This is a genomic window from Aminobacter niigataensis (assembly GCF_946995915.1).
Classification (GTDB): Bacteria; Pseudomonadota; Alphaproteobacteria; order Rhizobiales; family Rhizobiaceae; genus Aminobacter; species Aminobacter niigataensis.
This window is the reverse complement of sequence record NZ_OX341517.1, coordinates 1,350,806-1,373,521: the sequence shown is the minus strand read 5'-3', so window position 1 is coordinate 1,373,521 and position 22,716 is coordinate 1,350,806. Positions and strand designations below refer to the sequence as shown.

Genomic DNA, 22,716 nt, shown 5'->3' with positions numbered 1-22,716 from the left:
CCAAGGTCTTTGGTGTTGCGGGGAGTTTCGGGCAAAGATTTTCAGGATCAAGCGGAAAGTCGCGCCGCAGATGTTCCGCTGCGGCAGATGAATACCCGTTGCCAGGCCTCCGTATCGAAGCGGAGGCTCGATGAAGCAGAGATATTATGCTCCGTACCGCTTTTTCAGATGCGCAGTGAAATGCGCTGCGTTCAGCTTCTCGCCCGTGGCACGTTCGAGCAGGTCCGGCGTCGACCACAGCGAAGCCTGCGACCAGATCTTGTCGCGGCGCCAGTTGTTGACGGTGTCGAAGTGGCCGCGCGCGATCTCGTCGTCGACCGATGGATGCGCCTTCACGATGGCCGCCCATTGCTGCGCCGCCATCATCGCGCCCAGTGTGTAGGACGGGAAATAGCCGAAGGCACCGCTCGGCCAGTGCACGTCCTGCATCGGCCCGTCCGCCGGATTGTCGATGGTCGACAGGCCGAGATACTCGCGCATCTTGGCGTCCCACGCCTCGGGCAGGTCGGACACAGCCAGGCGGCCCGAAACGAGCTCCTGCTCCAGCTCGTAGCGCAGGATGACGTGCAGTGGGTAGGTGACCTCGTCGGCGTCGACGCGGATCAGGCCGCGCTCGACATGATGGACGTGGGGCAGGATCTCGCCGATCGTCCAACGCTCGCCGAGATGCTGCTCGACCATGGGCAGCGCCCAGTGCCAGAAGGCCGGGTTGCGGCCGAGCTGCTTTTCGACGAACAGGCTCTGGCTCTCGTGCACGGCCATGCCGCGCGCCTTGCCGAGTGGCCAGTGCGCCCAGGCTTCCGGCAGGTTCTGCTCGTAGAGCGCATGGCCGGTCTCGTGCAGCACGCCCATCAGCGCCGAGAGGAAGTCGGAGGTCTTGTAGCGGGTGGTGATGCGCACGTCCGACGGCACGCCGCCGCAGAACGGATGATGCGACACCGACAGGCTGCCGCGGGTGAGGTCGAAACCGACGGCGCCCATCATGGCGAGGCCAAGCTCACGCTGGCGCTCGACGGCATAGACGCCTGACAGGGCGCGCGGTGGGTTCTTGGCGCTACGCTCTTGCTGCACTACCAGTGCTTCCGGCACGAAATCCCTCAGGAATGCCTTGAGCTCGGTGAACACAGGGGTGATGTCGGCGGCGCGGTTGCCGGGATCGTACTGCTCCATCAGCGCATCGTAGGGCGCGAGCCCGAGCGCTGCCGAGCGCAGCGCGGCCTCCTCGCGCACCAGCGTGACGATGCCCTCCAGCGCCGGCTGGAATCCGGCCCAGTCGTTCTTGGCGCGCAGGTCGCGCCACAACTGCTCGCAGCGCAGGCGCGCCGAGATCTGGCGCTCGACGAACTCCGACGGCAGGCAGGTCATGTTGGTGTACTGGCGGCGGAACTCCCGCAGTGCCACGGCCTGCTCGTCGTTGAGCGTTTCCGCTTCGGCGGCGGCGATCCAATCGGCGATTTCGGGTCTGGTCGCCTGGCGATGATGCATGCCGGCGAGCGCCGACAGCGCCTCGGCGCGCTTGGCGCCGCCGCCCACCGCCATGTGGGTGGCCTCGTCGGCGCCGAGAATGGCGAGCGCGTGCTCCAGCGCTTCGAGCTTGCGGCCGAGTTCGTCAAGTTTTGCGAAGGACATGGCTCTTCCTCTGTCTCAAAATCGCGGCGAGAGGATACCAAAGCGCGCGCATTCGCAAGACTGTTCGGCTGGTCCACCACTTGCCGGTGCGGCAGCCGGCATGCTCAAGTCATCCCGGAGATCGAAGGGGGACGGCTATGCTTGCGAACATCCTGGTCGGGCTGGTGGCCTTGATCCACCTCTACATCGTCTATCTCGAAATGGTGCTGTGGGACACGCCGCGCGGCCACAAGGCGTTCGGCCTGAAGCCCGATTTCGCCACGGCCTCCAAGGTGTTGGCCGCCAACCAGGGGCTCTACAACGGATTTCTCGCCGCAGGCCTGATCTGGGGCCTGTGGCTGGGCGAGGCAGGCTTCCAGGTGAAGATATTCTTCCTGCTCTGCATTGCCATCGCTGGCCTTTATGGCGCGGCCACCGTCAGCCGCAAGATCCTCTACATCCAGACCGTGCCGGCCGTGCTGGCTCTCGCCGCCCTCTGGATCGGCTGGTAGCCTGACGCCAAAAAGGCGCCCCCGGCTTGCACCGAAGGCGCCTGACAAGGACTGCAACGAGACTAGCCGCGGAAGGCGTCGTGGCCGACCTGATCGTCCAGGCCGGAGATCCGCGCCATCAGCTGGTGGTATTCGCCTGCCGGGATCAGGCCGCCGTCGCGCACTGAGTCGGCAACCGCCGCCTTGCGGATCGTGGTCCCCTGCGCTTCCAGCCCGCGTGCCTCTGCCGGCGTGATCAGCTTGAGGTGCTGGTCGGACTGGATGCGCGCATCAGCGTCGCGCAGATCGTTGAGCACGGCGCTCAGCTGTCCGCCAGTGACATAGGTCGTAGGTGGAGGTGCGTCGCTGTCGTCATGGTCCGACGAACGGAAATGCGGCTCGTGCATGGGTGCCGCGAAGGCGATGCCGCCGAGAGGAGCCGAGACGAGGAATGCGGCAAGCGCCGCCTTGAGGGTCAAAGAGCGCATGATTGCGTCTCCCGAACTTGCGGGTCGCGTTACAACTGGCGTCCCGTCGATCGCAGCCCGTCAAGTTCCGTCGTGTCGCGGCGGGAGGTCGTCGCCGGCGGTTCCCGGACTGCATCTGGAGTCTAGGTTCGCGCAGCCGGGAAGCCCAATTAAGAAAAGATAATCTTGGCCGCCACAATCGCGCTGCCAATGCCGCACCACCGCCGCGGATGAGGCAGGCTTCTCGCACACGAAATATTGAGACCGGGTTCGCCCGGTTCCGTTGTTGCGGGTGCCGCCCTATCGCTCGGTGAGCTTGAGTTCGATGCGTCGGTTCCTGGAGCGCGCCTCGTCGGTGCCGCTTTCGTCCAGCGGCTGGAACTCGCCGAAGCCGGCCGCGACCAGTCGGTTGGCCGGCACGCCATTTTCGATCAGGAATTTCACCACCGAGGTCGAGCGGGCGGAAGAAAGCTCCCAGTTGTCGCGATAGCGGCCGGTGCCCGACAGCGGAATGTTGTCGGTGTGGCCGTCGACGCGCAGCACCCAGTTGATCTCCGGCGGGATTTCCTTCTGCAATTCGAGGATGGCGTCGGCGAGCTTCTTCATCTCGCCCTGGCCTGCCTCGTTTATCTGCTCGGAGCCCGTCGGGAACAGCACTTCCGACTGGAACACAAAACGGTCGCCGACGATGCGGATGTTTTCGCGGTCGGACAGGATCTCGCGCAGGCGGCCGAAGAAGTCGGAGCGGTAGCGGTTGAGTTCCTGCACACGCTGGGCCAGCGCCACGTTCAGGCGGCGGCCAAGATCGGCGATCTTGGTGTTGGATTCCTTGTCACGGGTTTCCGAAGCGTTGAGCGCTTCCTCCAGCGCGCCGATCTGGCGGCGCAAAGCGGCGATCTGCTGGTTGAGCAGCTCGACCTGGCTGAGTGCGCGCTGGCTGATCTGGCGTTCGCTGTCGAGTTCGCCGGTCAGCGAACCGATCCGCGCCGTGGCCTCGGCACCGGCGCCCGATCCCTGGGACAACAACTGTTCGAGCCGGCTCTTTTCGCTCTCCGCAGCCGACAGCGATGCCTGAAGGTTGGCGAGCGCGTCCTCGACGTCCTGCGAATTGGACTTTTCAAGCGCGAGCAGCTGCGTCAGCTCGTTGATCTGCGAATTGAGCCGGGTCAGCACCTCGTCCTTGCCGGAGATTTCGCGGCTGAGCAGGAACTGCGCCAGCACGAAGACAGAGAGCAGGAACATGATGGCCAGAAGCAGCGTCGACAGCGCGTCGACGAAACCCGGCCAATAGTCGATGCGACGGTCGCCCCGCCGCCCACGCGCAAGAGCCACTTAGTGGACTCCCTCTTTCTTGAGGGCGTCGGCGATCTTTTCGAGCGTGCTGCGCATCGCCTTCTGCTCGTCGGATTGCGCCTCGACCCAGTCGCGCATGATCTGCTGTTCGCTGCGCATGTTCTTGACGAGGCCCGAAATGCCGTCGGCGAGGCTGGCCATGGCAGCGGCGATGCGTGGGTTCGACCCGCCCTGCTCCTGCATGTTGCGCAAACGCTCGCTGAGCGCCCGGATCTCGTCCGTCGAGCCGTTCTTGGCATCGGCGACGACGATGTCGGAGGACAGGTCGGCAACTGTCGAGAGCCAGTTTTCCAGCTCGGTGTAGAAACGCGTCTGGGCACGGCCGGCCTGAAGATCGAGGAACCCCAGCACCAGCGAGCCGGACAAGCCGAACAGCGACGACGAGAAGGCAGTGCCCATGCCTTGCAGCGGCGCGGCGAGCCCCGCCTTCAGCGCTTCGAGCACCGCGGCGGCATCGCCTGTGCCGGGATCGAGCGACTGGATAGTGTCGCCGATCGAACCGATGGTCTCAAGCAGGCCCCAGAACGTGCCAAGCAGGCCGAGGAAGACGAGCAGGCCGACGAGATAGCGCGAGACATCGCGGCTTTCGTCGAGGCGGGTGGCGATCGAATCGAGCATCGTCCGCATCGAACTGGTCGAGAACGCCATCGACGACGAACGGCCGAGCATCGCCTTCATCGGCGCCAGCAGCACCGGTTCGTTGACTTCCGAGCCGGCCCGGAATGAGTTGATCCAGCGTACTTCACGAAACAGGCGGCCGACCTGGACGAAGGCAAGGCCGATGCCGACGACAAGCACGCCGATGATCAGCCCGTTGAGGCCGGGATTGGTGACGAAGGCGTTGGAAATCTGCCGTGTCAGGATTGCCGCTATGAAGGCGACGATCGCCAGGAAGATCATCATCGTCAGCAGGAACACCTGCGGACTGGACAGGCGATGCGGATCGTAGTTGAGCACATCGGAGCCCCTGCCTACTCCGAGAGATTTCAAGAATGACATCGGCGCCCCGGTTCCAGTTCCGCGCGGCCAAGGCGTCGCACATCCATCCGGACACGCAAAGGACGCTTCGCCGCTTTCAATCTACGCATGGTGCTTTTGTTAAGTTGCACCGACGCGTTAGTGGACCACGACTGTAAGCGGAAATGTGACGAAAATGAAAGACGCTTGCGCTTGGTGGCGCGCATCGTCCCGCGATCACAGCCGCGCGACCACCAGAAGGTCGATCATCGCCGCCACGTGAAGGCCCGCTCCGGTGACGACGAAGCCGTGCCAGAGGGCGCTCTGGAAACGCAGACGCTGCCAGGCATAGAAGATCACGCCGCAGGAATAGACCATGCCGCCGGCAAACAGCAGCCACAGCGTTGCCGAAGGCAGTGTTGCGACCAGCGGGCGCAGGATGACGACGCCGCTCCAACCCATGGCGAGATAGAAGGCGACCGCCAGCCGGTCGAGCCTGCCGGGCAGGAAAAGCTTGATCGCCATGCCGGCGATGGCCGCCGACCAGACGATACCCGCCATCCACCCTGCCGTGACGCGGTCCTCGAGTTGGGCCAGGAACGGCGTGTAGGTGGCGGCGATCAGCAGGTAAATGCCGGCATGGTCGAAGCGGCGCAGTACCCACTTGGCCGGCGAGATCGGCCACAGATTGTAGGCGCACGACACCGAAAGCACGGTCAGCAGCGCCACCACGAAAACCACGGCGGCGAGATACTCGCCGGTGGCGGTGTAGAATGCGGAGATCGAAAGCAGGACCGAACCGGCGGCGACGGCGAGCAGGATGCCGATCGCGTGCACCACGCCGTCGGCGATGAGTTCGGCGCGCGAATGGCTGTAGCGCCCGATGAAGGGCACAGCTGTCTCAGGCTTGCGGAGATTGTCCGTCATCGCTCGTCCCTGCGCCTTGCCTAATATGGGCAGGCGCAGGCACGATGCGCAAGCAGTGCGCTGCGCGGCGGATCAGCGCGGCGTGACCGGCTTCTTCAGGGTCTTGAGCAGCGCGCGGTGGATGGTCTCGTTGCCGACGACGATCGAGCCGCCATCGAGCATGTCCTGGCCGCCCTTGTCGTCGGAGACGAAGCCGCCGGCTTCGCGCACCAGAAGGATGCCGGCTGCGACGTCCCAGGGCGACAATGCCGTCTCCCAGAAGCCGTCCATGCGGCCGGCAGCGACATAGGCGAGATCGAGCGCCGCCGAGCCGAGGCGGCGGATGCCCGCGACTTCGCCCATGACGTTGCGCAGTTCGAGCAGGAAGTTGCCATGATGGCCGCGGCCGAGATGCGGCGCGCCACAACCGATGACAGCATCGGAAAGCTTGGTGCGGCCGGAGACGCGCAGGCGGCGGTCATTGAGGAAGGCGCCGCCACCGCGTTCGGCGGTGTAGAGCTCGTCCATCGCCGGGTTGTAGACGACTGCGGCGACGATTTGGCCCTGGCGTTCCAGCGCGATCGAGATCGAGAACACCGGAATGCCGTGCAGGAAGTTGGTGGTGCCGTCGAGCGGGTCGACGATCCAGCGGTGCTGGTCGTCCTCGCCGGCGACCACGCCACGCTCTTCCATCAGGAAGCCATAACCTGCGCGGGCCTTCGACAGCTCGGCAAACAGGATGTCTTCGGCCTTGCGGTCGGCCTGGCTGACATAGTCGCCAGGTCCCTTGAGCGAGACCTGCAGGTTCTGCACTTCGCCGAAGTCGCGAGCCAGCGAGCGGCCGGCCTTCATGGCGGCCTGCACCATGACATTTAGGATCGCTGAACGCGCCATTATCTAGACCTCTCCGTTACCGTGCTCAATCCGCGCGGCGGACGTAGGTGATCTCGTTGGTGTCGACGATGATGCGCTCGCCCGACGAGATGAAGGGCGGCACCAGCACGCGGACACCGTTTTCCAGCACCGCCGGCTTGTAGGACGAAGCGGCCGTCTGGCCCTTCACGACCGGGTCGGCCTCGGTGATCGTCAGCGTCACCTGGTCGGGCAGCGCGATGCCGATCGGACGCTCGTCATAGAGCTCGACCGTGACCATCATGCCGTCCTGCAGGAAGGCGGCGCGGTCGCCGACGAAATCCTTGAGCAGTTCGAGCTGCTCGTAGCTAGCGGTGTCCATGAACACCAGCGCATCGCCCTGCTCGTAGAGGAACGAAAAGTCCTTCTGCTCGAGGCGAACCTTTTCGACCGTCTCGGCCGAGCGGAAACGCTCGTTGAGCTTGGTGCCGTTGATGAGGTTCTTGAGTTCGACCTGATTGTAGGCGCCGCCCTTGCCGGGCTTGACGTGATTGGTCCTGACCGCCACCCAGAGGCCGCCGTCATGCTCGATGACGTTGCCGGGACGGATTTCGTTGCCGTTGATCTTGGCCATGGTTGGTTTCCGGAAGAGAGGTTTGCGCCGGAAGGGGCGCTATCGGCGCCTCCAAGACCACAAAATGGCTTTTTAGGCAAGAGAAGTCGCGATTTTCGCTGATCTCAGCGGATGCGGTTGGCGCGCTCCAGCGCCTGTTTCATCTCGACGTCGGTCAGGCCGCGCAGGAAGTCGTCCATCTCGGGATCGTTGAGCCCGGCACGGCGGGCATTGATGTACCACGCGCCGGCGAGGATCGGATCGGGATCGACACCGATGCCCCCCATATAGAACTTGGCGAGCCGGTTCTGCGCCGCGACATTGCCGCTGTCGGCGGCGAGCTTCATCCAGCCGAAAGCCGATTTCAGGTCGCGGTCGCCGCCGCGGCCGTCGGCCATCCATAATCCGAGATCGAACTGGGCGGTGTCGTAGTTCTGGCGTGCCGCGCGGACGAGCATCAGCCTTGCCTGCTTGTCGTCGCGCAGCTTGCCGCCGACGCCGTTGCCAAGCACCTGGGCCATCGCATATTGCGCGTCCGCGAGCCCTGCCGCCGCGGCCCGTTCATAATAGGGCACGGCCTTCTCCAGGCCCCGGCCGCCTGGCTCGCGCTGCACCAACATCTGGGCATAGTTGAACTGGGCGAGCCGGTTGCCGGCCTCGGCCGCGGCCTGCATCAGCGCATTGGCGGCCTTGTCGTCGCGGGTGACGTATTTCCCATCGAGCAGCAGCAGCGCATATTGGAACTGCGCTTCGGGAACGCCCTGTTCGGCGGCGCGCTCGTACCACTTGGCTGCCTCGGAATCGTTGCGCGCCACACCCAGGCCACGCGACAGGATTTCGGCAATCAGCGTCTGGGCGGCGGAGTCTCCCGCCTCGGCCCGTGGCAGCGCCAGATTGTAGGCCGTCTTGTAGAGCCCACGCTGGAAGGCGCCATAGGCCTCGTCCGAATGCTTTCCGCCGAAACGGTTGGGGTCGATGCCGTCGGGCGCCTTGGCCGCCGGATTGGCGCCGAGATCAGGCGTGGCGGGAGCAGCCGGAGCGGGCTGCAGTGCGGGGACCGCCTCCGGCGTCGGCGCGGGTCCGAAGCGGCTGGGGTCGACGATGTCGACAGGCTTGCCAAGTGAGGGAACCGCACCCTGGTCGGACGGCGGGACAGGCGCGCTTTCGACGGCAATCGCGGGCTCGAGCCCGAAGCCCAGGCACAGAAGCGCGGCAAGGAAGCGCGAACGGTCCATCGTCAGCCCTCGAAGTGCGGCGCAGTCTCGTCGAGCAGCGCATTGGCGCGAGCCACCGCCTCGCGCGGATCGATGCCTTCGCCGAACACCGCCGACGACAGCGCGACGAATTCCACGCCTGTCGCCGCTACCGCCTCGACAGAGGCGAGCTCGGAGCCGGCCATCACGATGCAGGGGATCTCGATCATCTCGGCCCACCATTGGCCGAGCGAGAGGTTGCGCGAATGGGGCTCGGGCTTGTTGTCGTAGCCGAAGCGGCCGAAGAAGATGTAGTCGGGCCGCTCCTCGCCGAGTTCCAGCGCATCGTCGCGCGTCTTGGCGCCGCCGACGCCGACCATCATGCGCTCCTGGTAATGTTCGACGGCTTCGGCGAGCGCCGCCTTCTTGCCCTCGACATGGATGCCGTCGGCCTGGATGCGGCCGGCAACGCGGGTGTCGCCGGCGACCACCACGGCCACGCCGGCTTCGCGTGCCGCAGCTGCTACCTTTTCGGCGAAGTTCTGGAAGGACACTTCATCGGTGCCCTCGGTGGGAAGGATGAGCGAAGCGACGTCGCCGCCGGCAAGCGCGGCCTCGACATCCCCGGGCCGCACCGAGGGCGGCGCAATCAGCACGATGCGGCAGCGATTGGGCGGCGTATTTGGGTTCATGTTCTTCGATCCGGTGCTCGACGCCTATGCAAGGCGATCATGTTTGCATTGGGGCATAGAACAAAGTGGTGCCGTTGAACAGGACACGCAGCTGAACCCAAGCATATGAAAAGATTGGCGCGGCACTCGCCAAGGCGCTGCCGTGCGGCTATTGCGGACGCGAAAGGCGGCTGTCCATGACTTCGCTTCTGCTCGATCCGTGGTTTTACGCGGCGGCGGTGCCGGCGGTGATTCTCGTCGGCCTGTCCAAGGGCGGCTTCGGCGGCGCGGTCGGATTCGTCGGCGTGCCGCTGATGGCGCTGGTGATGTCGCCAGTGCAGGCCGCCGCCATCCTTCTTCCCATCCTGATCCTGATGGACGTCGTGTCGCTGTGGAGCTGGCGCGGCGTCTTCGACCGCACGATCCTATGGCAGATGCTGCCGGGTTCGATCGTCGGCATTGGCATCGGCTGGCTGATGGCCTCGGTGGTGACGGCGGACAATGTACGCTTCATCGTCGGCGCCATCGCCTTTGTCTTCGTTGCGCGCTGGATCTACACCAGCCTGCGCCACGGCGCCGACCACAAGGCCGAGCCGAACGGCATCGCCGCTGCCTTCTGGGGATTGGTCGCCGGTTTCACCAGCTTCGTTGCCCATGTCGGCGGCCCGCCTTTCCAGGTCTACACATTGCCGCTGCGGATGGACCCGAAGGTGCTGACCGGCACCAGCGTCATCTTCTTTGCCGTGACCAATGCCATCAAGCTGGTCCCCTACTTCGCCCTCGGCCAGTTTGATACCGCCAACCTCACCGCCTCGCTGGCACTGATGCCCCTGGCGCCCCTGGCGACGCTTGCCGGCGCCTGGCTCGTCAGGCGGATGCGGCCAGAAATCTTCTATCCCTTCACCTACGCCACGGTGGCGATCGTCGCGCTGAAGCTGCTTTATGACGGGATCGCCGAATTCATTTGAGGGCGATGCTGCCAGTCTCTTATCTTGATGCGGCAGATCAGGGAGAACACCGATGGGTCGGCCATACGAGGAAAACCTCGACAAGAACCCCGCCAACCACCAGCCGCTGACACCGCTGAGCTTTCTCGAACGGGCGGCGAAGACCTTTCCCGATCATGTGGCGATCATTCACGGCGACCGCCGCACAACTTACCGCCAGTGGTGGCAGCGCTCGCTGAAACTCGCCTCCGCACTGGCGAAGACCGGCATCGGCAAGGGCGACACCGTAACGGTGATCCTGTCCAACACGCCGCCGATGCTCGAAGCGCATTTCGGCGTGCCGATGACCAAGGCCGTGCTGCATTCGCTCAACACCAGGCTCGATGCGGCGATCATCGCCTTCCAGCTCGACCATGCCGAGACCAGGCTCCTGATCGTCGACCGCGAGTTTTCCGGCGTGGTCAAGGAGGCGCTGGCGCTTGCCAAGGTCAAGCCGCTGGTGATCGACTATGACGACCCCGAGTACCCCGCCGACGCGCCCTACCCCAAGGGCGAACGCATCGGCACGATCGACTACGAGGCCTTTGTGGGCTCGGGCGACGAGACCTTCGCCTGGTCGATGCCGGATGACGAGTGGGACGCCATCTCGCTCAACTACACCTCGGGCACGACAGGCAATCCCAAGGGCGTGGTCTACCATCACCGCGGCGCCGCTCTGATGGCCTACACCAACACCATCCATGCCGGCATGGCCAAGCACTGCGTCTATCTCTGGACGCTGCCGATGTTCCACTGCAACGGCTGGTGCTTTCCCTGGACGCTCGCGGTTCAGGCCGGCACGCATGTATGCCTGCGCTGGGTGCGCGCCAAGCAGATCTACGACGCCATCGCCGACCTAGGCGTCACCCATCTCTGCGGTGCGCCTGTCGTCATGTCGTTGCTGATCAATGCCAAGGACGAAGAAAAGCGCGCGTTTCCGCAACTGGTGACCTTCAACACCGCCGCAGCACCGCCGCCTGAAGCCGTACTTTCCGGCATGGCCGATGCCGGCTTCGCCGTCACCCACCTCTACGGCCTGACCGAGACCTATGGCCCCGCCGTCGTCAACGAATGGCACGGCGAATGGGACGAGCTGGAAAAAGGTCCGCGCACGGCCAGGAAGGCGCGGCAGGGCGTGCGCTATGCCGCGCTCGAAGACCTGACGGTGATGGATCCCGAGACCATGGAGAAGACGCCCGATGACGGCGAGACCATCGGCGAGGTGATGTTCCGCGGCAACATCGTCATGAAGGGTTACCTCAAGAACAGGAAGGCCACCGACGAGGCCTTCGCCGGCGGCTGGTTCCACTCCGGCGACCTCGGCGTGATGCATCCCGACGGCTACATCCAGCTCAAGGACCGCTCCAAGGACATCATCATCTCCGGCGGCGAGAACATCTCTTCGATCGAGGTCGAGGACGCGCTCTACAAGCACCCCGCCGTCGCCTCCTGCGGCGTGGTGGCAAGGCCGGACGACAAATGGGGCGAGGTGCCCATAGCCTATGTCGAGCTGAAGCCGGGCAAGGAAGCGACGGAGGCCGAGATCATCGAGCATTGCCGTTCGCTGCTTGCCCGTTTCAAGGTGCCGAAGGCAGTGATCTTCGCCGAGATCCCCAAGACCTCGACCGGCAAAATCCAGAAGTTCCGCCTGCGCGACATGGCCAAGGGGTAGACAGTAGAACGAGAGGCGGCGTCCGTACCGGCGCCGGCTCCTTTGGTTCAAGCAGCCGGCACTGCCACTCCGCGCTGGCTGCCAAAGGCCGCCCATGCGCCCGCGACGAAAAGAACCGCCATGGCCGACAGGACAGGCACGTCCGACAGCGTCGGCTTGAGCACCATGTCGGCGACAATGATGAACATCACCGCATAGTCGAAGCGCGCGACCTTGAGGATGCGCCGGCCCTGGTCGAGCGCGGCAGGCGTTACACCGTCGCGGGCAATCATCGCCGCCATGCGGTCACCGGTCGGCTGGAAAATGAGCGTTCCAACCAAAAACGTCGTCGCGTAGCCGGCAAGGCCGATGACGACCCACAAGTCACGGAAGCCGACCCAGAACGTGCACATGATGAGCCCGAACACCAGGGTCGCCAGCGACGCCGGCACGAACAGTCGCTTACCCAGCTGACCAATCGAGCCCATGGCTTGCAGCATGCCCTCGACATTGCCTGCGCGGTCGGCGCGAAAGGCAAGCAGCATCAGCGCAAAACCGCCGCCGGCCCAAACGACGGCGGCGACGATGTGCAGCAACTTGAAGAGAGAATACAAATCCATATTCCAAACCTTTCCAATCCGGTTTTCCGACAACGGCAGCAGCTGTTTCACCCGTCACTCGTTGCGGCGCCGGCAAATAGCGCCGGCGCTGTTTCGGCATTGTGTCGGCACGGATCGCTGAATGTTTCGGCCGTCACGACCGCAGATGCTGAAGCGACGCCGATGCCCGCATGACTGCTTGCCCCGTCAGCGCGCGGGCCAGCAAGTCTGTACAACAGCGGTGCCGGCCGTCTGCTGGAATGATGCGACAGACCCCGGAAAACTGCGGAAATTCCAGCCGCCGACCATGGTGACAGCCCTGCAACGGACGTAACAGCGGGCCGCAAAGCATGGTATGTTTAGATGCGCCGTGGGGACGGCGCGCATCCGGAACCCGGCCGCGGGGAGGCAACGGCCGGCTGACCCAGCTTCCAATGTAACGAGACCGGAAGCATGCCATGCAGCAGCGCGGCATGCGGCGGAAACACGGCCGGTGCTAATGCGCCGGCACCGACTTACTCGTCGTCACCAACCCATTCCCTGCGGGGGGAAAAGGCAATCGGAGCAAGGATATGCAAGGGGTAGCACGGAATTTCTTCACACTCGCGATCGTCTATGCGCTGTGTGGCATGGCGCTCGGCCTGCACATGTCGATCAGCCAGGATCATACGCAGATGCCGGTCCATGCCCACACCATGGTGGCAGGATGGCTGATGTCGGCTGTGTTCGCCGTCTTCTATCACCTGTTTCCCGTCGCGCGGGACAAGGTGCTGGCGAAGATCCACTTCTGGCTGACGGCCATCAGCGGCATCGGCCTTCTGGTCGGGCTGTTCTTCCTGCTCGGCGGCAATGCCGCGATCGAGCCCGTTGTCGCGATGTCGTCGATGGGCTTCTACGCGGCGATGTTGCTGTTTGCCGTTATCGCTCTTCCGGTCGTCTGGAAGTCGTGAGTCGGCGTAACGCCGGCGTGGCATCCGCTGCCGCGCCGGTGTGCCGTGTCGGCACAGTCAACGACAAATCAGCAACGTTCTTAAGCGTCCATTAAGCATTCCAGTTGTTTACTGTGCGTATCCAGTCATCTGGATTCTTACCGAGTGGTTGGAGCCACTTTGTTTGACGCCTCCCTGTTAAACTCCTGAGAGCCGCGCTTTTCCGCGGCTCTTTTTTTTGCGCCTAGGTCCGTGGAACGCCCTCCAAAAGCGCTCCAATCCGCCGCGTTAACCCTTTGTTAAACATGCGCTTGCGTTCGCATGAGCGGAAGCGCATTTTCATCGGGCTTGGCGTATAGGAGCGGACCGCGCAGAATCCGTCGCCAAAGACGGGCGGTAACGCGGGATCAGGGTTGCAGGGTAGCGATGATGAACGAGCCTTCGAGGGAAAGCGGAAATACCATCAAGCTCGCCGAAAGGCGGGTGTTTTCGCCGTCCTTCAAGCCCCTCTACAACGAGGGCATGGGGCTGGTCGAACAAGCCGCCGAGTATCTTGATGGCGCCGGACGCGTCGAGGCCAAGAAGCTGTCGCGGCTTGCCGCCACGCTTTACGCCGCCGAATCGATGCGGCTGACCACGCGACTGATGCAGATCGCATCGTGGCTGCTGCTGCAGCGCGCCGCCAATTCCGGCGAAATGACCCGCGACCAGGTCGCCTCCGAGAAATCGAAGGTGCGCCTCGACACCGCTTCCGCCCATGACGACGCCGCCGGCTGGAACGAATTGCCGGCCGATTTCGTCGACCTCGTCCGCCGTTCGCTCAGGCTGCAGGCGCATGTGCGCCGCATGGACGAGGAGATCTACGGCAACGGCGCTACGGTCGTGCCGGTGCAGGCCATGCGCCGCAGCAACCCCGTCTCAGACCAGATCAGCCTGCTGAATACGGCGTTCGCCCGCAACTAGGCTCGGCAACCCTGCCAAGCGCGGGGATTGTTTCTGTTTTGTTCACATTTTTCTGGCGTCCTGCACCCGTGGAGATAGAGTTCACGGATGAAAGAGACGATTCGCATCATCGGCATCGACCCCGGGCTTCGGCGCACCGGCTGGGGCATCATCGAATCGCTCGGCAATTCGCTGCGTTTCGTCGCCGCAGGCACCGTACGGTCCGACGACAAGGCCGCGCTTGCCAGCAGGCTGTGCCAGTTGCACGACGGTCTTGCCGACGTGATCCATCGCGAGATGCCGCATGAGGCAGCCGTCGAGGCGACCTTCGTCAACAAGGACGCCACCGCCACGCTGAAGCTCGGCCAGGCCCGCGGCATCGCCATGCTGGTGCCCGCACGCGCCGGGTTGGCGGTCGCCGAGTATTCGCCCAACGCCGTCAAGAAGGCGGTGATCGGCGTCGGCCACGGCGACAAGAAGCAGATCGCCATGATGGTCAAGGTGCTGTTGCCCAAGGCCGGTTTCGACTCGGCCGACGCGGCCGATGCGCTGGCCATCGCCATCTGTCACGCGCACCATCGCCAGAGCCCGGCCTATCGGCTTGCAGCACTGGCCGCTCAGGCCTGATGTTCTTGACTTGTTCCGGTCATGGGGACATTCCTTCCCCGTAAGAGAAGGAATGATTCCATGCGGGTGACGAGCAAGGGACAGGTGACGATTCCGCGCGATCTGCGCGAAACTTTCGGCATCGGCGCCAACACCGAAGTGATCTTCGGCATCGAAGGCGGCAAGATCACCATCGTGCCCAAGGACGACATCAACAGATTGGCCGATCGCGACCGGCTGGACCGGTTCCTGGCTATTCTCGACCGCCTCGAGGGCGCGGCCGACCCAGCGAGCAGCCCCGACGAACTGGCGGCGCTCGCCAGGGAACGCTGAAGGCAGCCGCTCCATGTTCTTGACTTGTTCTCATGCGGCAGCTAAGTAATACCTACGAGGTATTACCATGCGCGTGACGACAAAAGGCCAGGTGACCATCCCCAAGGAGATCCGCGACCGTCTCGGCATCGAGGCCGGCTCGGAGGTGGATTTTGTCGTGTCCGACGACGTTGTCACACTCGTTGCCCTTCAAGGCGACGAGGCCCGGCAGCGCCGGGCGAAGGCCATCGGTGCCTGGGCAGACAAGGTAGCCGGAACGATCGACCTCGGCGGCATGACAACCGATGAATATATGGACTGGCTGAGGGGGCCGCGCGATGACCTCGGTCCTCGTTGATTCCAACATTTTCCTGGACATGTTCCAGGGCGGCGCGACAAGCAACTGGTCGCGAGGCAACCTCGTGAAAGAAGGAAGCGTCGCCGCACTGGTCGTAAACCCGGTGATCTGGTCGGAGATCTCGGTTCGGTTTCCGGCGGAGGCCGACCTCGTCGATTCTCTGGCCGGACTTTCGCTGCACAAGGCGCTGATCCCTTATGAAGCCGCTTTCATGGCCGGTAAGGCGCATCTGGCATATCGCCAGAATGGCGGAACGCGCGAACGCACCCTGCCCGATTTCCTCATCGGCGCGCATGCGCAGGTGGCGGGGCACCGGCTGCTGACGCGCGACGCCACGCGTTACCGCAGCTATTTCCCCGACCTCGACATCATCGCACCAGACACCCATCCATGACGGGACGCACCAAATGATCGGCAAGTTGAAGGGCACCGTCGACGAGATCGGCGAGGATTATTGCGTGCTCGACGTCCATGGCGTCGGCTACGTCGCCTATTGCTCGGCGCGCACGCTGGCCGCCCTGCCCGGCGCCGGCGAAGCCGCAGTCCTCTATATAGAAACCTATGTCCGCGAGGACATGATCCGCCTCTATGGCTTCAAGGCCGAGCTGGAGCGCGAGTGGTTCAGGCTGCTGCAGAACAATGTCCCCGGTGTCGGCGCCAAGGTCGCGCTCGCCATCCTGTCGACGCTGGCGCCATCCGACCTCGCCAACGCGATCGCGCTGCGCGACATCGCCATGGTCAGCCGTGCCCCCGGCGTCGGCAAGAAGGTCGCCGAGCGCATCGTCACCGAACTCAAGAACAAGGCCCCGGCCTTCGCCGGCGAAGCCTCGGGCACCATCGGCCTGAAGCAGGAACTCGGCGAGGGCGTGGCCCCCGCCCCCATCGCCGATGCGGTTTCGGCGCTGGTCAATCTCGGCTATTCCCGCGACATCGCCGCCAATGCCATTGCCGCCGCCATGAAGACGGCCGGCGAGGATGCCGATTCCTCCAAGCTGATCCGTTTCGGCCTGAAGGAGCTGGCGCGGTGACCATTGCAGCACCTCGATTTTCTTACTATATTGCCAAAAGTAAGTATTTTGGTCAGGAGTAAGAAATATGGGTGCCGAAGCCACCTTGACCTCCAAGGGCCAGCTCACCATTCCGAAAGACGTGAGAGACATGCTGTCGCTGAAGCCCGGCGATGCCATCGCCTGGACCGTTGTTGACAACCATCTCGTCGGCACGCCGCGTAATCTTGCCTTCGCCGACCTCGCCGGCATCCTTGGCGACCCGCCCGGCGGGCCGGCAACGCTGGCGGAAATCGACGAGGCGGTTCGCGATGCCGTGGCAACGCATGCACTTGGCAAAGATTTGGCGGGGGATGCCCCGTGACGCAGGTCGGCATCGACACCAACATTCTGCTGCGCATGGTGCTGAACGACGACCCCGATCAGCAGGCGAAAGCACTCGCATTCGGGAGCGGCCTGAGCGAGGAGACCCCCGGGTTCATCAGCCTGATTGTGCTGGTTGAATTCAGTTGGGCTCTTGCATCGCGTTACCGGCAGACGAAGGACCAGACCTTGACCACCATTCACAGGCTGCTGAAGGTGAGGACGCTCGCCTTCGAGGACTTCGATGCGGTCGTCCGCGCGCTGGAGCGCGCGGCCGCCCCGCAAGTGGACTTTGCCGATGCGTTGATCGCCGAGCACAATCTGCAACTCGGCTGCTCGCACACGGTGACGTTCGACTTGTCTGCCGCAAAGTCCATCCCATCCATGGAACTGCTTTCGTGAACACGCCCACCCGCCTCATTACACCTGAAAAGCGCGGCGAGGACGCCGACAACAGCCTGCGCCCGCAGACGCTCGACGATTTCGTCGGCCAGGCGGCTGCGCGCGCCAACCTGAAGATCTTTATCGAGGCGGCCAAGGGCCGTGGCGAGGCGCTCGACCACGTACTGTTCGTCGGCCCGCCCGGCCTCGGCAAGACGACGCTCGCCCAGATCATGGCGCGCGAGCTCGGCGTCAATTTCCGCTCGACCTCAGGCCCGGTGATCGCCAAGGCCGGCGACCTCGCAGCCCTTCTGACCAATCTCGAAGAGCACGACGTGCTGTTCATCGACGAGATCCACCGGCTCAACCCGGCGGTCGAGGAAATCCTCTACCCGGCGATGGAGGACTACCAGCTCGACCTGATCATCGGCGAAGGCCCGGCGGCTCGCTCGGTGAAGATCGACCTCGCCAAGTTCACGCTGGTGGCCGCAACGACGCGCCTCGGCCTGCTCACCAACCCGCTGCGCGACCGCTTCGGCATCCCGACCCGGCTCAATTTCTACACCGTCGAGGAGTTGGAGCTGATCGTGCGCCGCGGCGCGCGCATCCTCGGCATGCCGCTCGCCGACGACGGCGCCATCGAGATTGCGCGGCGCGCCCGCGGCACGCCGCGCATCGCCGGCCGCCTGCTGCGCCGCGTCCGCGATTTCGCCTCCGTCGCCGGTTCCGGCCCCGTCGACCGCCGCATTGCCGACGAGGCGCTGTCGCGACTTGAAGTCGACGCACTCGGCCTCGATTCGCTCGACCGGCGCTATCTCTCGATGATCGCGATGAATTTCGGCGGCGGTCCTGTCGGCATCGAGACCATCGCGGCCGGCCTGTCCGAGCCGCGCGATGCCATCGAAGACATCATCGAGCCCTATCTGATCCAGCAGGGCTTCATCCAGCGCACGCCGCGCGGCCGCATGCTGACCGCCAACGCCTGGAAGCACCTTGGCCTCGAAATCCCGCGCGACCTCGCCGTGCAGCAGATCAACCTGTTCCAGGAAGAGGAATGAGCCCGGCTGGCTATCGTCCTGGGCTGATCGCCGACATCGTTCGGCTGCACGCCGAATATTACGCCCGCGACTGGGGTTTCGGCCTGCCCTTCGAAGCCAAGGTGGCAGGCGAGCTTTCCACCTTCATGCGCGATTTCCGGCCGGGCCAGGATTTCTTCGCAGCCGAATACGACGACGATGGCGCCCTGCTGGGCACGATCAGCATCGAGGCGCCGACCGCAGTCGAGCCGTTGGCGCATCTGCGCTGGTTCATCACCAGCGACAATGCGCGTGGCACCGGACTGGGGCGCCGGCTGATGGGCGCAGCGATCGAGCATGCTGACATGAAGGGCTTTCCCAGGGTCTATCTCACGACCTTCGCCGGGCTCAGTCCCGCGCGCCACCTCTACGAGTCCTTCGGCTTTGCGCTTGTGGCGGAAGAAGAACGCGACCAGTGGTCCGGCGGCGTGCGCGAGCAGCGCTTCGAGCGCCCGAGGACGCGGTAGCCACGCTCAGTTCTCCCTCCCGAACATCCGAGAAGTGGCCCGCCTGCCGGGGAGAGAACCTATTCCTTTTCCACCGGGAACGGTGTCGATTCCCAGATCCGAGCAAACCCCTTCGGCAGTTTCGCAATGCGCATCGCTTCCCAGACCGCCAGCTGCCGGGCAATGGCAAGCCGGTCGCCCTTGTCGAGTGCCGGCCCGAGGCCATCGACCACAGACGCCACCTCCGCTTCGGCAAAGCCTGGAATGCCCCACAAGGAGCGGCCGTTCCTGAGATCGTCCAGCCTGACTCGCGCCGTCTCCAGGTCCCCGCGCGCCGCGTGCAGACAAACTCCGCGCAGTTCGTCGATCTCGAAACGGCGATACGGGAGCGGCTTGGTTTCGACATAAGCGACCAGATCGTCGAGCGTCTCGATGCTGCGGAAGATGGGCAGGATATCTCGCTCCAACTGCGTGACGAGTTGGAGAACTCCTTCGGGATCCCAAGTGAAAAGCCCGGGCGTTTCCCGGTCGATTCGATCGCCCCAGTTAAGGGGGAAATTGCCGACAGGTTCACAAAAATGGGTCACAGCCCATTTCGGAACAAAATACTCATCGTGATTGCGAGTCAGGATAACGACGCCTCGCAGCACATGCCGTATTGGCTTCATGACAAGCCAGCGACCGATAATCTCGAGATCCGTGTGGCCGGTCAGAAGCGGCTTGATATGACGCTTGATGAGTTGCGAAGCCGTCATTCGTAAGGCCTCACTTCGATTATGATGATCGGGCGACCATGAAAAGCAAGCCTCCTCGCAAACTCGATCGCCCGGCTGCGGCTGAGACCCCTGCGCCCCGTCTTTAGATCATAGACACAGATCGGACCAACATTTCGATCTTCCAGCACATCGACGCGCACCGCACTGAAATCGATCAGAGTTTCCTCCATTCGTTTCAGCAATGACTGCTCTGAAGTCAGGGTTGGGTCTTTGAGCGTTAATATCTTCTTATGCAGTCGCGTGTGCACCCGAAGACTGTCGCACTCGAGTATGGGCCAGCGAGTTTGGCTTCCTGCATCGCTTCGTCCGACAACCTTTGCACGAGTTCGAGCTTGGTGCAGACCTTCTCCGTCTCGGCGCGCGAGAGCATGCCGACGAAGCTCAACGATGTCAGCAACGACCCGTTCGGCCGACGCTCCTTCGCCGTGAAGGCCAAGCAGGCCCTTTGGTCCCGCGTGTTGCCAGCCGATAAACTGTTGTAGAGCTGTCGCCCGGCCTCGAAGGCTTGCCGAGCAACCGGCGCATTTGCGCGCTGGATCACTGGTAGCGACATCGGCCCTTGAGGGGTCCATAGCATCTTGCTGACCGGAGTACCGGCACCGTCAAGCACGGTTTGGCTCGTGCCCTCGGTCTGGAAGACGAAACGCCGTCCACCTGGAAGGCTTACCGTGTGCCGTACATGCGGACTTCCCGGTCGGTTGGATAGTCCAACACGCGTCACGATCCGCGCGCGGCAGGTTTGCTTGAGGAAGCCGCCCCGCCTCTCTGGCCGGGTGTAACGCTTGGCGACGCTCGGGCGCCAGACAGATTTCGGTTCGGTCGCGAGCGCCCGGCACCTCCACCAGCATCGGTCCACTGGCCGCCATCATGATTGCCCGATGGCACTCTCGGTTGGGCGGGGTTGAAGCCTGCCTTCAGCCGCAGCCGCAGCAGTTTGACGTCGAGGTCGAGGCCGACATGCCTCGTGCGGAATTTCCTGAGAGCCGTCTCTTCATCGTTTGTGTTCGTCATGCTCGTCCCATCGCCAAGTCAAAGCGATAGTACAAGAAAATATTCCTACAATCAATGATTGAGTTCGGCAGACATTACTCCAAGCCCCTCACCACCTCCAGCACATCCGGTTCGGCTTTGCGTCCTTCAAACTCGTCGACGATGCCGAAGGCGCCGCCATAGCCCCAGATCGACCAGGCAAAACCATGCGTCTCGGCGCGGGCGATCATGTCTTTGACATAGCCAGCCCGCCAGGCGCCGGGCATGACGAAGGGATTGCCGTATTCCTGGCGGATCATGCCGAATTCGCCGAGGTAGATGTTTTCGCGCGCAACGCCATGTTTCCCGGCCCACTCGGCAACCATGCGAAACGGCGTGTCGAGCAGCGCGTCGAGCTTGGCCTTGGTGTCCACGGTCGCCACCTGCTCGTCGAGATAGGACAACAGGCCGGAACGGCGCAACAAGGGTGCCTCGGCCCTGATCTTTTCCCTGACCTTGTCGAGCGCGGCGTCGAGCTCTGCGCGCGGCACGGAATGGGGCGGATAAGGCAGTCCGGTGACGTAGGGAATGAAGTCGCCGGCCCAGGTCGCGCCCTGGTGGGTGAGCAGGAACGGTGCATAGCTGTGGAAGGTCCAGATGATGTTGTCGTCCGGGATCTCCTTGGGATCGATGGCCGCGAGCCCTTCGGCGCTGGCCCAGCAGCCGCCCGAAAGCACCAGCGTCAGCCGTGTCGCCGCGGCACGGGCAGCAGCATGGAGGCGCTTGAGGCGCTCGGGCCAGACTTTGGTTTGCCCAGGCTCGCAATCGACGACCGGCTCGTTCATCAATTCGAACGCGACCTGGGCCGGATCTTCCTTCGACAAGGTGAGCCCCATCTGGCGGACCAGTTCGACATAGCCGTCGAACAAGGCAGGGTGATCCATCACCTCGGCCATGCCGATCTTGCGGTTGCCGCCGGCGGGAATGAGATGGAGATCGACGACCGCCTTGAGCCCGGCAGCGTTGATCTGGCGAGCGGATTCCAGAACGCTTTCGAACAATCGCTCGCGCAGCGCCGCAGTCTTTTCCGACAGGAAGACCGAGGGATCGACGGGAATGCGCACGACATCGAAACCGTCGGCCTTGAGTGCCTCGAGGTCGGCCGCGCCGAGCCGCTTGCGCCATTCCGGAAAGGGCAGCATGACCTCGGCGTCGCCCCAGCGGGCCTCGTCGGGCCAGGTGTCCCAGATGTCGAGATTGATGCCGCGCTTCATCGAAAACGTCGCGGCAGCGGCCGCACAGACCGACAGCGCCAGCGCCAGCAACGCCACAAGTGAGGTCTTGATCATCGCCACTATTGCTGCCATCCGGTTCGCTGCAGACAAGACTGGTGCCGAAAAGTCCCGAAAAAGGAAAGCCCCATGGCCGTTCATGGTGAAGAAGACGCGCTGGCTGCCGGCCTTTCCGGCGCGCTGACGCCGTTCGGCCATCGGCTGATGGCGCGGGTCTATTATGCCGACACCGACTTCTCCGGCGTGGTCTACCATGCGCGCTATCTCGAATTCTTCGAGCGCGGACGTTCGGACTTCCTGCGCCTTGCCGGCGTTCACCACACCGAGCTCGCCGACGGCAAGCATGGCGAAAAGATCGTCTGGATAGTGCGCCGCATGGAGATCGACTTCCGTGCGTCGGCCCGGATCGACGACGTGCTGACCGTCGACACCCGCACCGTGGATATCTCGGGTGCCCGCATCACCATGGCCCAGCAATTGAAGCGCGGCGACGAGGTGCTGGTCGAAGCCCGGGTGGAGGCGGCGATCGTCGGCGAAAACGGGCGCCCCAGGCGTTTCCCCAAGGACTGGGTCGAAGCCTTCATGCCGGGGCAATGATCGCCCGCACGGTCCCAGCCGATCACAAGCCCAGCCGATCACAAGATTGTGTGACACAAAAGCCGGATGGCTGCCCGTCCGCCTCGCCAAACCCAGTCGCCTCGGGCTATCGCATCAGCCAGGCCTTAAGTTCCTAACCCATCTTTAACCATAACGGTCCATTAAGGGAGCGGTGAAAGTCGTAAGGATTCCGAGCGGCCTTCCTTTCACCAAATTTCGTCCCGAAAAGGCCCAAAAGGCGCATTTTGGGGACTTCCGGAAGCTTCGCGCGAACGGGCCACGACGGGATGATGCGCAAGGGCTAGCCGAAAGCGG

The 22,716-nt window shown here is 63.8% G+C and carries 28 protein-coding genes; 16 read left to right on the top strand and 12 right to left on the bottom strand.

The window, feature by feature from the left end; all coding sequences use genetic code 11:
- Nucleotides 1-144: 144 nt before the first annotated feature.
- Nucleotides 145-1,629 (bottom strand): carboxypeptidase M32, encoded by a 1,485-nt coding sequence (locus O1Y97_RS06530; RefSeq protein WP_318763512.1) that lies wholly within the window; start codon nt 1,627-1,629, stop codon nt 145-147.
- Nucleotides 1,630-1,766: 137 nt separating this feature from the next.
- On the opposite strand from O1Y97_RS06530, the gene O1Y97_RS06525 reads away from it, so the two are divergent.
- A complete protein-coding gene (locus O1Y97_RS06525; protein WP_183262702.1) occupies nt 1,767-2,120 on the top strand; it encodes a DUF1304 domain-containing protein in 354 nt (117 codons plus the stop codon).
- A 62-nt stretch (nt 2,121-2,182) separates the two neighbouring features.
- Here O1Y97_RS06525 and O1Y97_RS06520 read toward each other — a convergent pair whose 3' ends face one another.
- The 8 genes from O1Y97_RS06520 to O1Y97_RS06485 all read right to left on the bottom strand — a co-directional run bounded on the left by O1Y97_RS06520 (nt 2,183) and on the right by O1Y97_RS06485 (nt 9,132).
- Complete coding sequence (locus O1Y97_RS06520) at nt 2,183-2,587, bottom strand: hypothetical protein (protein WP_318763511.1); 405 nt, start codon at nt 2,585-2,587, stop codon at nt 2,183-2,185.
- 279 nt (nt 2,588-2,866) lie between these two features.
- Nucleotides 2,867-3,898: a peptidoglycan -binding protein gene (locus O1Y97_RS06515; RefSeq protein ID WP_183262704.1), complete on the bottom strand. Its 1,032-nt coding sequence runs from the start codon at nt 3,896-3,898 to the stop codon at nt 2,867-2,869.
- On the bottom strand, nt 3,899-4,918 hold the full coding sequence (locus O1Y97_RS06510; protein WP_183262705.1) for a MotA/TolQ/ExbB proton channel family protein: 1,020 nt from the start codon (nt 4,916-4,918) through the stop codon (nt 3,899-3,901).
- Nucleotides 4,919-5,113: 195 nt separating this feature from the next.
- A complete protein-coding gene (gene trhA, locus O1Y97_RS06505) occupies nt 5,114-5,803 on the bottom strand; it encodes a PAQR family membrane homeostasis protein TrhA (protein ID WP_108606537.1) in 690 nt (229 codons plus the stop codon).
- 72 nt (nt 5,804-5,875) lie between these two features.
- Nucleotides 5,876-6,676, bottom strand: coding sequence for an inositol monophosphatase family protein (locus tag O1Y97_RS06500; RefSeq protein ID WP_108606536.1), 801 nt, complete (start codon nt 6,674-6,676; stop codon nt 5,876-5,878).
- A gap of 25 nt (nt 6,677-6,701) precedes the next feature.
- On the bottom strand, nt 6,702-7,268 hold the full coding sequence (gene efp / locus O1Y97_RS06495) for an elongation factor P (protein WP_018429990.1): 567 nt from the start codon (nt 7,266-7,268) through the stop codon (nt 6,702-6,704).
- A 104-nt stretch (nt 7,269-7,372) separates the two neighbouring features.
- Complete coding sequence (locus O1Y97_RS06490) at nt 7,373-8,482, bottom strand: tetratricopeptide repeat protein (protein ID WP_318763510.1); 1,110 nt, start codon at nt 8,480-8,482, stop codon at nt 7,373-7,375.
- A gap of 2 nt (nt 8,483-8,484) precedes the next feature.
- Nucleotides 8,485-9,132, bottom strand: a complete 648-nt coding sequence (locus tag O1Y97_RS06485) for a thiamine phosphate synthase (protein WP_318763509.1) — start codon at nt 9,130-9,132, stop codon at nt 8,485-8,487.
- Nucleotides 9,133-9,308: 176 nt separating this feature from the next.
- On the opposite strand from O1Y97_RS06485, the gene O1Y97_RS06480 reads away from it, so the two are divergent.
- Together O1Y97_RS06480 and O1Y97_RS06475 are read left to right on the top strand one after the other, a co-directional pair.
- Nucleotides 9,309-10,079 (top strand): sulfite exporter TauE/SafE family protein, encoded by a 771-nt coding sequence (locus O1Y97_RS06480; RefSeq protein ID WP_318763508.1) that lies wholly within the window; start codon nt 9,309-9,311, stop codon nt 10,077-10,079.
- Between the two features lie 52 nt (nt 10,080-10,131).
- Nucleotides 10,132-11,769 (top strand): acyl-CoA synthetase, encoded by a 1,638-nt coding sequence (locus tag O1Y97_RS06475; RefSeq protein WP_318763507.1) that lies wholly within the window; start codon nt 10,132-10,134, stop codon nt 11,767-11,769.
- 47 nt (nt 11,770-11,816) lie between these two features.
- On the opposite strand, the gene O1Y97_RS06470 is transcribed toward O1Y97_RS06475, so the two are convergent.
- Nucleotides 11,817-12,419 carry a DUF2269 family protein gene (locus O1Y97_RS06470; protein WP_318763506.1) on the bottom strand — a complete coding sequence of 201 codons (603 nt, stop codon included), beginning with the start codon at nt 12,417-12,419 and terminating at the stop codon, nt 11,817-11,819.
- 500 nt (nt 12,420-12,919) lie between these two features.
- Here O1Y97_RS06470 and O1Y97_RS06465 point away from each other — a divergent pair, with 500 nt between their 5' ends.
- The 11 genes from O1Y97_RS06465 (at nt 12,920) to O1Y97_RS06415 (ending at nt 18,788) form a co-directional block, all read left to right on the top strand.
- Nucleotides 12,920-13,297 (top strand): hypothetical protein, encoded by a 378-nt coding sequence (locus O1Y97_RS06465; RefSeq protein WP_108606531.1) that lies wholly within the window; start codon nt 12,920-12,922, stop codon nt 13,295-13,297.
- Nucleotides 13,298-13,705: 408 nt separating this feature from the next.
- Entirely contained in the window at nt 13,706-14,239 is a 534-nt protein-coding gene (gene rcdA, locus O1Y97_RS06460; RefSeq protein WP_055975432.1) for a protease adaptor protein RcdA, read from the top strand.
- Between the two features lie 87 nt (nt 14,240-14,326).
- Nucleotides 14,327-14,845 (top strand): crossover junction endodeoxyribonuclease RuvC, encoded by a 519-nt coding sequence (gene ruvC, locus O1Y97_RS06455; RefSeq protein WP_108606530.1) that lies wholly within the window; start codon nt 14,327-14,329, stop codon nt 14,843-14,845.
- A 60-nt stretch (nt 14,846-14,905) separates the two neighbouring features.
- On the top strand, nt 14,906-15,157 hold the full coding sequence (locus tag O1Y97_RS06450; protein WP_183262709.1) for an AbrB/MazE/SpoVT family DNA-binding domain-containing protein: 252 nt from the start codon (nt 14,906-14,908) through the stop codon (nt 15,155-15,157).
- Between the two features lie 67 nt (nt 15,158-15,224).
- Entirely contained in the window at nt 15,225-15,494 is a 270-nt protein-coding gene (locus O1Y97_RS06445; protein ID WP_183262710.1) for an AbrB/MazE/SpoVT family DNA-binding domain-containing protein, read from the top strand.
- Nucleotides 15,475-15,888 (top strand): type II toxin-antitoxin system VapC family toxin, encoded by a 414-nt coding sequence (locus tag O1Y97_RS06440; RefSeq protein ID WP_183262711.1) that lies wholly within the window; start codon nt 15,475-15,477, stop codon nt 15,886-15,888. The genes O1Y97_RS06445 and O1Y97_RS06440 overlap by 20 nt, the downstream gene beginning before the upstream one ends.
- Before the next feature lie 13 nt (nt 15,889-15,901).
- Nucleotides 15,902-16,522 (top strand): Holliday junction branch migration protein RuvA, encoded by a 621-nt coding sequence (gene ruvA / locus O1Y97_RS06435; protein ID WP_318763505.1) that lies wholly within the window; start codon nt 15,902-15,904, stop codon nt 16,520-16,522.
- Nucleotides 16,523-16,589: 67 nt separating this feature from the next.
- Nucleotides 16,590-16,865: an AbrB/MazE/SpoVT family DNA-binding domain-containing protein gene (locus O1Y97_RS06430; protein ID WP_183262713.1), complete on the top strand. Its 276-nt coding sequence runs from the start codon at nt 16,590-16,592 to the stop codon at nt 16,863-16,865.
- Entirely contained in the window at nt 16,862-17,266 is a 405-nt protein-coding gene (locus O1Y97_RS06425) for a PIN domain-containing protein (RefSeq protein WP_108606524.1), read from the top strand. The genes O1Y97_RS06430 and O1Y97_RS06425 overlap by 4 nt, the downstream gene beginning before the upstream one ends.
- Nucleotides 17,263-18,303: a Holliday junction branch migration DNA helicase RuvB gene (ruvB, locus tag O1Y97_RS06420; RefSeq protein WP_318763504.1), complete on the top strand. Its 1,041-nt coding sequence runs from the start codon at nt 17,263-17,265 to the stop codon at nt 18,301-18,303. Before O1Y97_RS06425 ends, ruvB begins: the two co-directional genes overlap by 4 nt.
- Nucleotides 18,300-18,788, top strand: a complete 489-nt coding sequence (locus O1Y97_RS06415; RefSeq protein ID WP_183262715.1) for a GNAT family N-acetyltransferase — start codon at nt 18,300-18,302, stop codon at nt 18,786-18,788. The genes ruvB and O1Y97_RS06415 overlap by 4 nt, the downstream gene beginning before the upstream one ends.
- 59 nt (nt 18,789-18,847) lie before the next feature.
- On the opposite strand, the gene O1Y97_RS06410 is transcribed toward O1Y97_RS06415, so the two are convergent.
- Nucleotides 18,848-19,522, bottom strand: coding sequence for a hypothetical protein (locus O1Y97_RS06410; protein WP_318763503.1), 675 nt, complete (start codon nt 19,520-19,522; stop codon nt 18,848-18,850).
- 353 nt (nt 19,523-19,875) lie between these two features.
- On the opposite strand from O1Y97_RS06410, the gene O1Y97_RS06405 reads away from it, so the two are divergent.
- On the top strand, nt 19,876-20,025 hold the full coding sequence (locus O1Y97_RS06405; protein WP_318763502.1) for a hypothetical protein: 150 nt from the start codon (nt 19,876-19,878) through the stop codon (nt 20,023-20,025).
- Between the two features lie 603 nt (nt 20,026-20,628).
- On the opposite strand, the gene O1Y97_RS06400 is transcribed toward O1Y97_RS06405, so the two are convergent.
- The gene (locus O1Y97_RS06400) at nt 20,629-21,879 is read right to left on the bottom strand and encodes a glycoside hydrolase family 5 protein (protein ID WP_318763501.1); all 1,251 of its coding nucleotides are present in this window, start codon (nt 21,877-21,879) and stop codon (nt 20,629-20,631) included.
- A gap of 54 nt (nt 21,880-21,933) precedes the next feature.
- On the opposite strand from O1Y97_RS06400, the gene ybgC reads away from it, so the two are divergent.
- Nucleotides 21,934-22,401, top strand: a complete 468-nt coding sequence (gene ybgC, locus O1Y97_RS06395; protein WP_318763500.1) for a tol-pal system-associated acyl-CoA thioesterase — start codon at nt 21,934-21,936, stop codon at nt 22,399-22,401.
- The last annotated feature ends 315 nt before the right edge of the window (nt 22,402-22,716 follow it).

Excerpts from the sequence above, each read along its gene's own strand:
- O1Y97_RS06530 (WP_318763512.1), bottom strand. The coding sequence starts at position 1,629 with ATGTCCTTCGCAAAACTTGACGAACTCGGCCGCAAGCTCGAAGCGCTG.
- O1Y97_RS06525 (WP_183262702.1), top strand. The coding sequence starts at position 1,767 with ATGCTTGCGAACATCCTGGTCGGGCTGGTGGCCTTGATCCACCTCTAC.
- O1Y97_RS06520 (WP_318763511.1), bottom strand. The coding sequence starts at position 2,587 with ATGCGCTCTTTGACCCTCAAGGCGGCGCTTGCCGCATTCCTCGTCTCG.
- O1Y97_RS06510 (WP_183262705.1), bottom strand. The coding sequence starts at position 4,918 with ATGTCATTCTTGAAATCTCTCGGAGTAGGCAGGGGCTCCGATGTGCTC.
- trhA (WP_108606537.1), bottom strand. The coding sequence starts at position 5,803 with ATGACGGACAATCTCCGCAAGCCTGAGACAGCTGTGCCCTTCATCGGG.
- O1Y97_RS06500 (WP_108606536.1), bottom strand. The coding sequence starts at position 6,676 with ATGGCGCGTTCAGCGATCCTAAATGTCATGGTGCAGGCCGCCATGAAG.
- efp (WP_018429990.1), bottom strand. The coding sequence starts at position 7,268 with ATGGCCAAGATCAACGGCAACGAAATCCGTCCCGGCAACGTCATCGAG.
- O1Y97_RS06490 (WP_318763510.1), bottom strand. The coding sequence starts at position 8,482 with ATGGACCGTTCGCGCTTCCTTGCCGCGCTTCTGTGCCTGGGCTTCGGG.
- O1Y97_RS06485 (WP_318763509.1), bottom strand. The coding sequence starts at position 9,132 with ATGAACCCAAATACGCCGCCCAATCGCTGCCGCATCGTGCTGATTGCG.
- O1Y97_RS06480 (WP_318763508.1), top strand. The coding sequence starts at position 9,309 with ATGACTTCGCTTCTGCTCGATCCGTGGTTTTACGCGGCGGCGGTGCCG.
- O1Y97_RS06475 (WP_318763507.1), top strand. The coding sequence starts at position 10,132 with ATGGGTCGGCCATACGAGGAAAACCTCGACAAGAACCCCGCCAACCAC.
- O1Y97_RS06465 (WP_108606531.1), top strand. The coding sequence starts at position 12,920 with ATGCAAGGGGTAGCACGGAATTTCTTCACACTCGCGATCGTCTATGCG.
- rcdA (WP_055975432.1), top strand. The coding sequence starts at position 13,706 with ATGAACGAGCCTTCGAGGGAAAGCGGAAATACCATCAAGCTCGCCGAA.
- ruvC (WP_108606530.1), top strand. The coding sequence starts at position 14,327 with ATGAAAGAGACGATTCGCATCATCGGCATCGACCCCGGGCTTCGGCGC.
- O1Y97_RS06450 (WP_183262709.1), top strand. The coding sequence starts at position 14,906 with ATGCGGGTGACGAGCAAGGGACAGGTGACGATTCCGCGCGATCTGCGC.
- O1Y97_RS06445 (WP_183262710.1), top strand. The coding sequence starts at position 15,225 with ATGCGCGTGACGACAAAAGGCCAGGTGACCATCCCCAAGGAGATCCGC.
- O1Y97_RS06440 (WP_183262711.1), top strand. The coding sequence starts at position 15,475 with ATGACCTCGGTCCTCGTTGATTCCAACATTTTCCTGGACATGTTCCAG.
- ruvA (WP_318763505.1), top strand. The coding sequence starts at position 15,902 with ATGATCGGCAAGTTGAAGGGCACCGTCGACGAGATCGGCGAGGATTAT.
- O1Y97_RS06430 (WP_183262713.1), top strand. The coding sequence starts at position 16,590 with ATGGGTGCCGAAGCCACCTTGACCTCCAAGGGCCAGCTCACCATTCCG.
- O1Y97_RS06415 (WP_183262715.1), top strand. The coding sequence starts at position 18,300 with ATGAGCCCGGCTGGCTATCGTCCTGGGCTGATCGCCGACATCGTTCGG.
- O1Y97_RS06410 (WP_318763503.1), bottom strand. The coding sequence starts at position 19,522 with ATGACGGCTTCGCAACTCATCAAGCGTCATATCAAGCCGCTTCTGACC.
- O1Y97_RS06400 (WP_318763501.1), bottom strand. The coding sequence starts at position 21,879 with ATGGCAGCAATAGTGGCGATGATCAAGACCTCACTTGTGGCGTTGCTG.
- ybgC (WP_318763500.1), top strand. The coding sequence starts at position 21,934 with ATGGCCGTTCATGGTGAAGAAGACGCGCTGGCTGCCGGCCTTTCCGGC.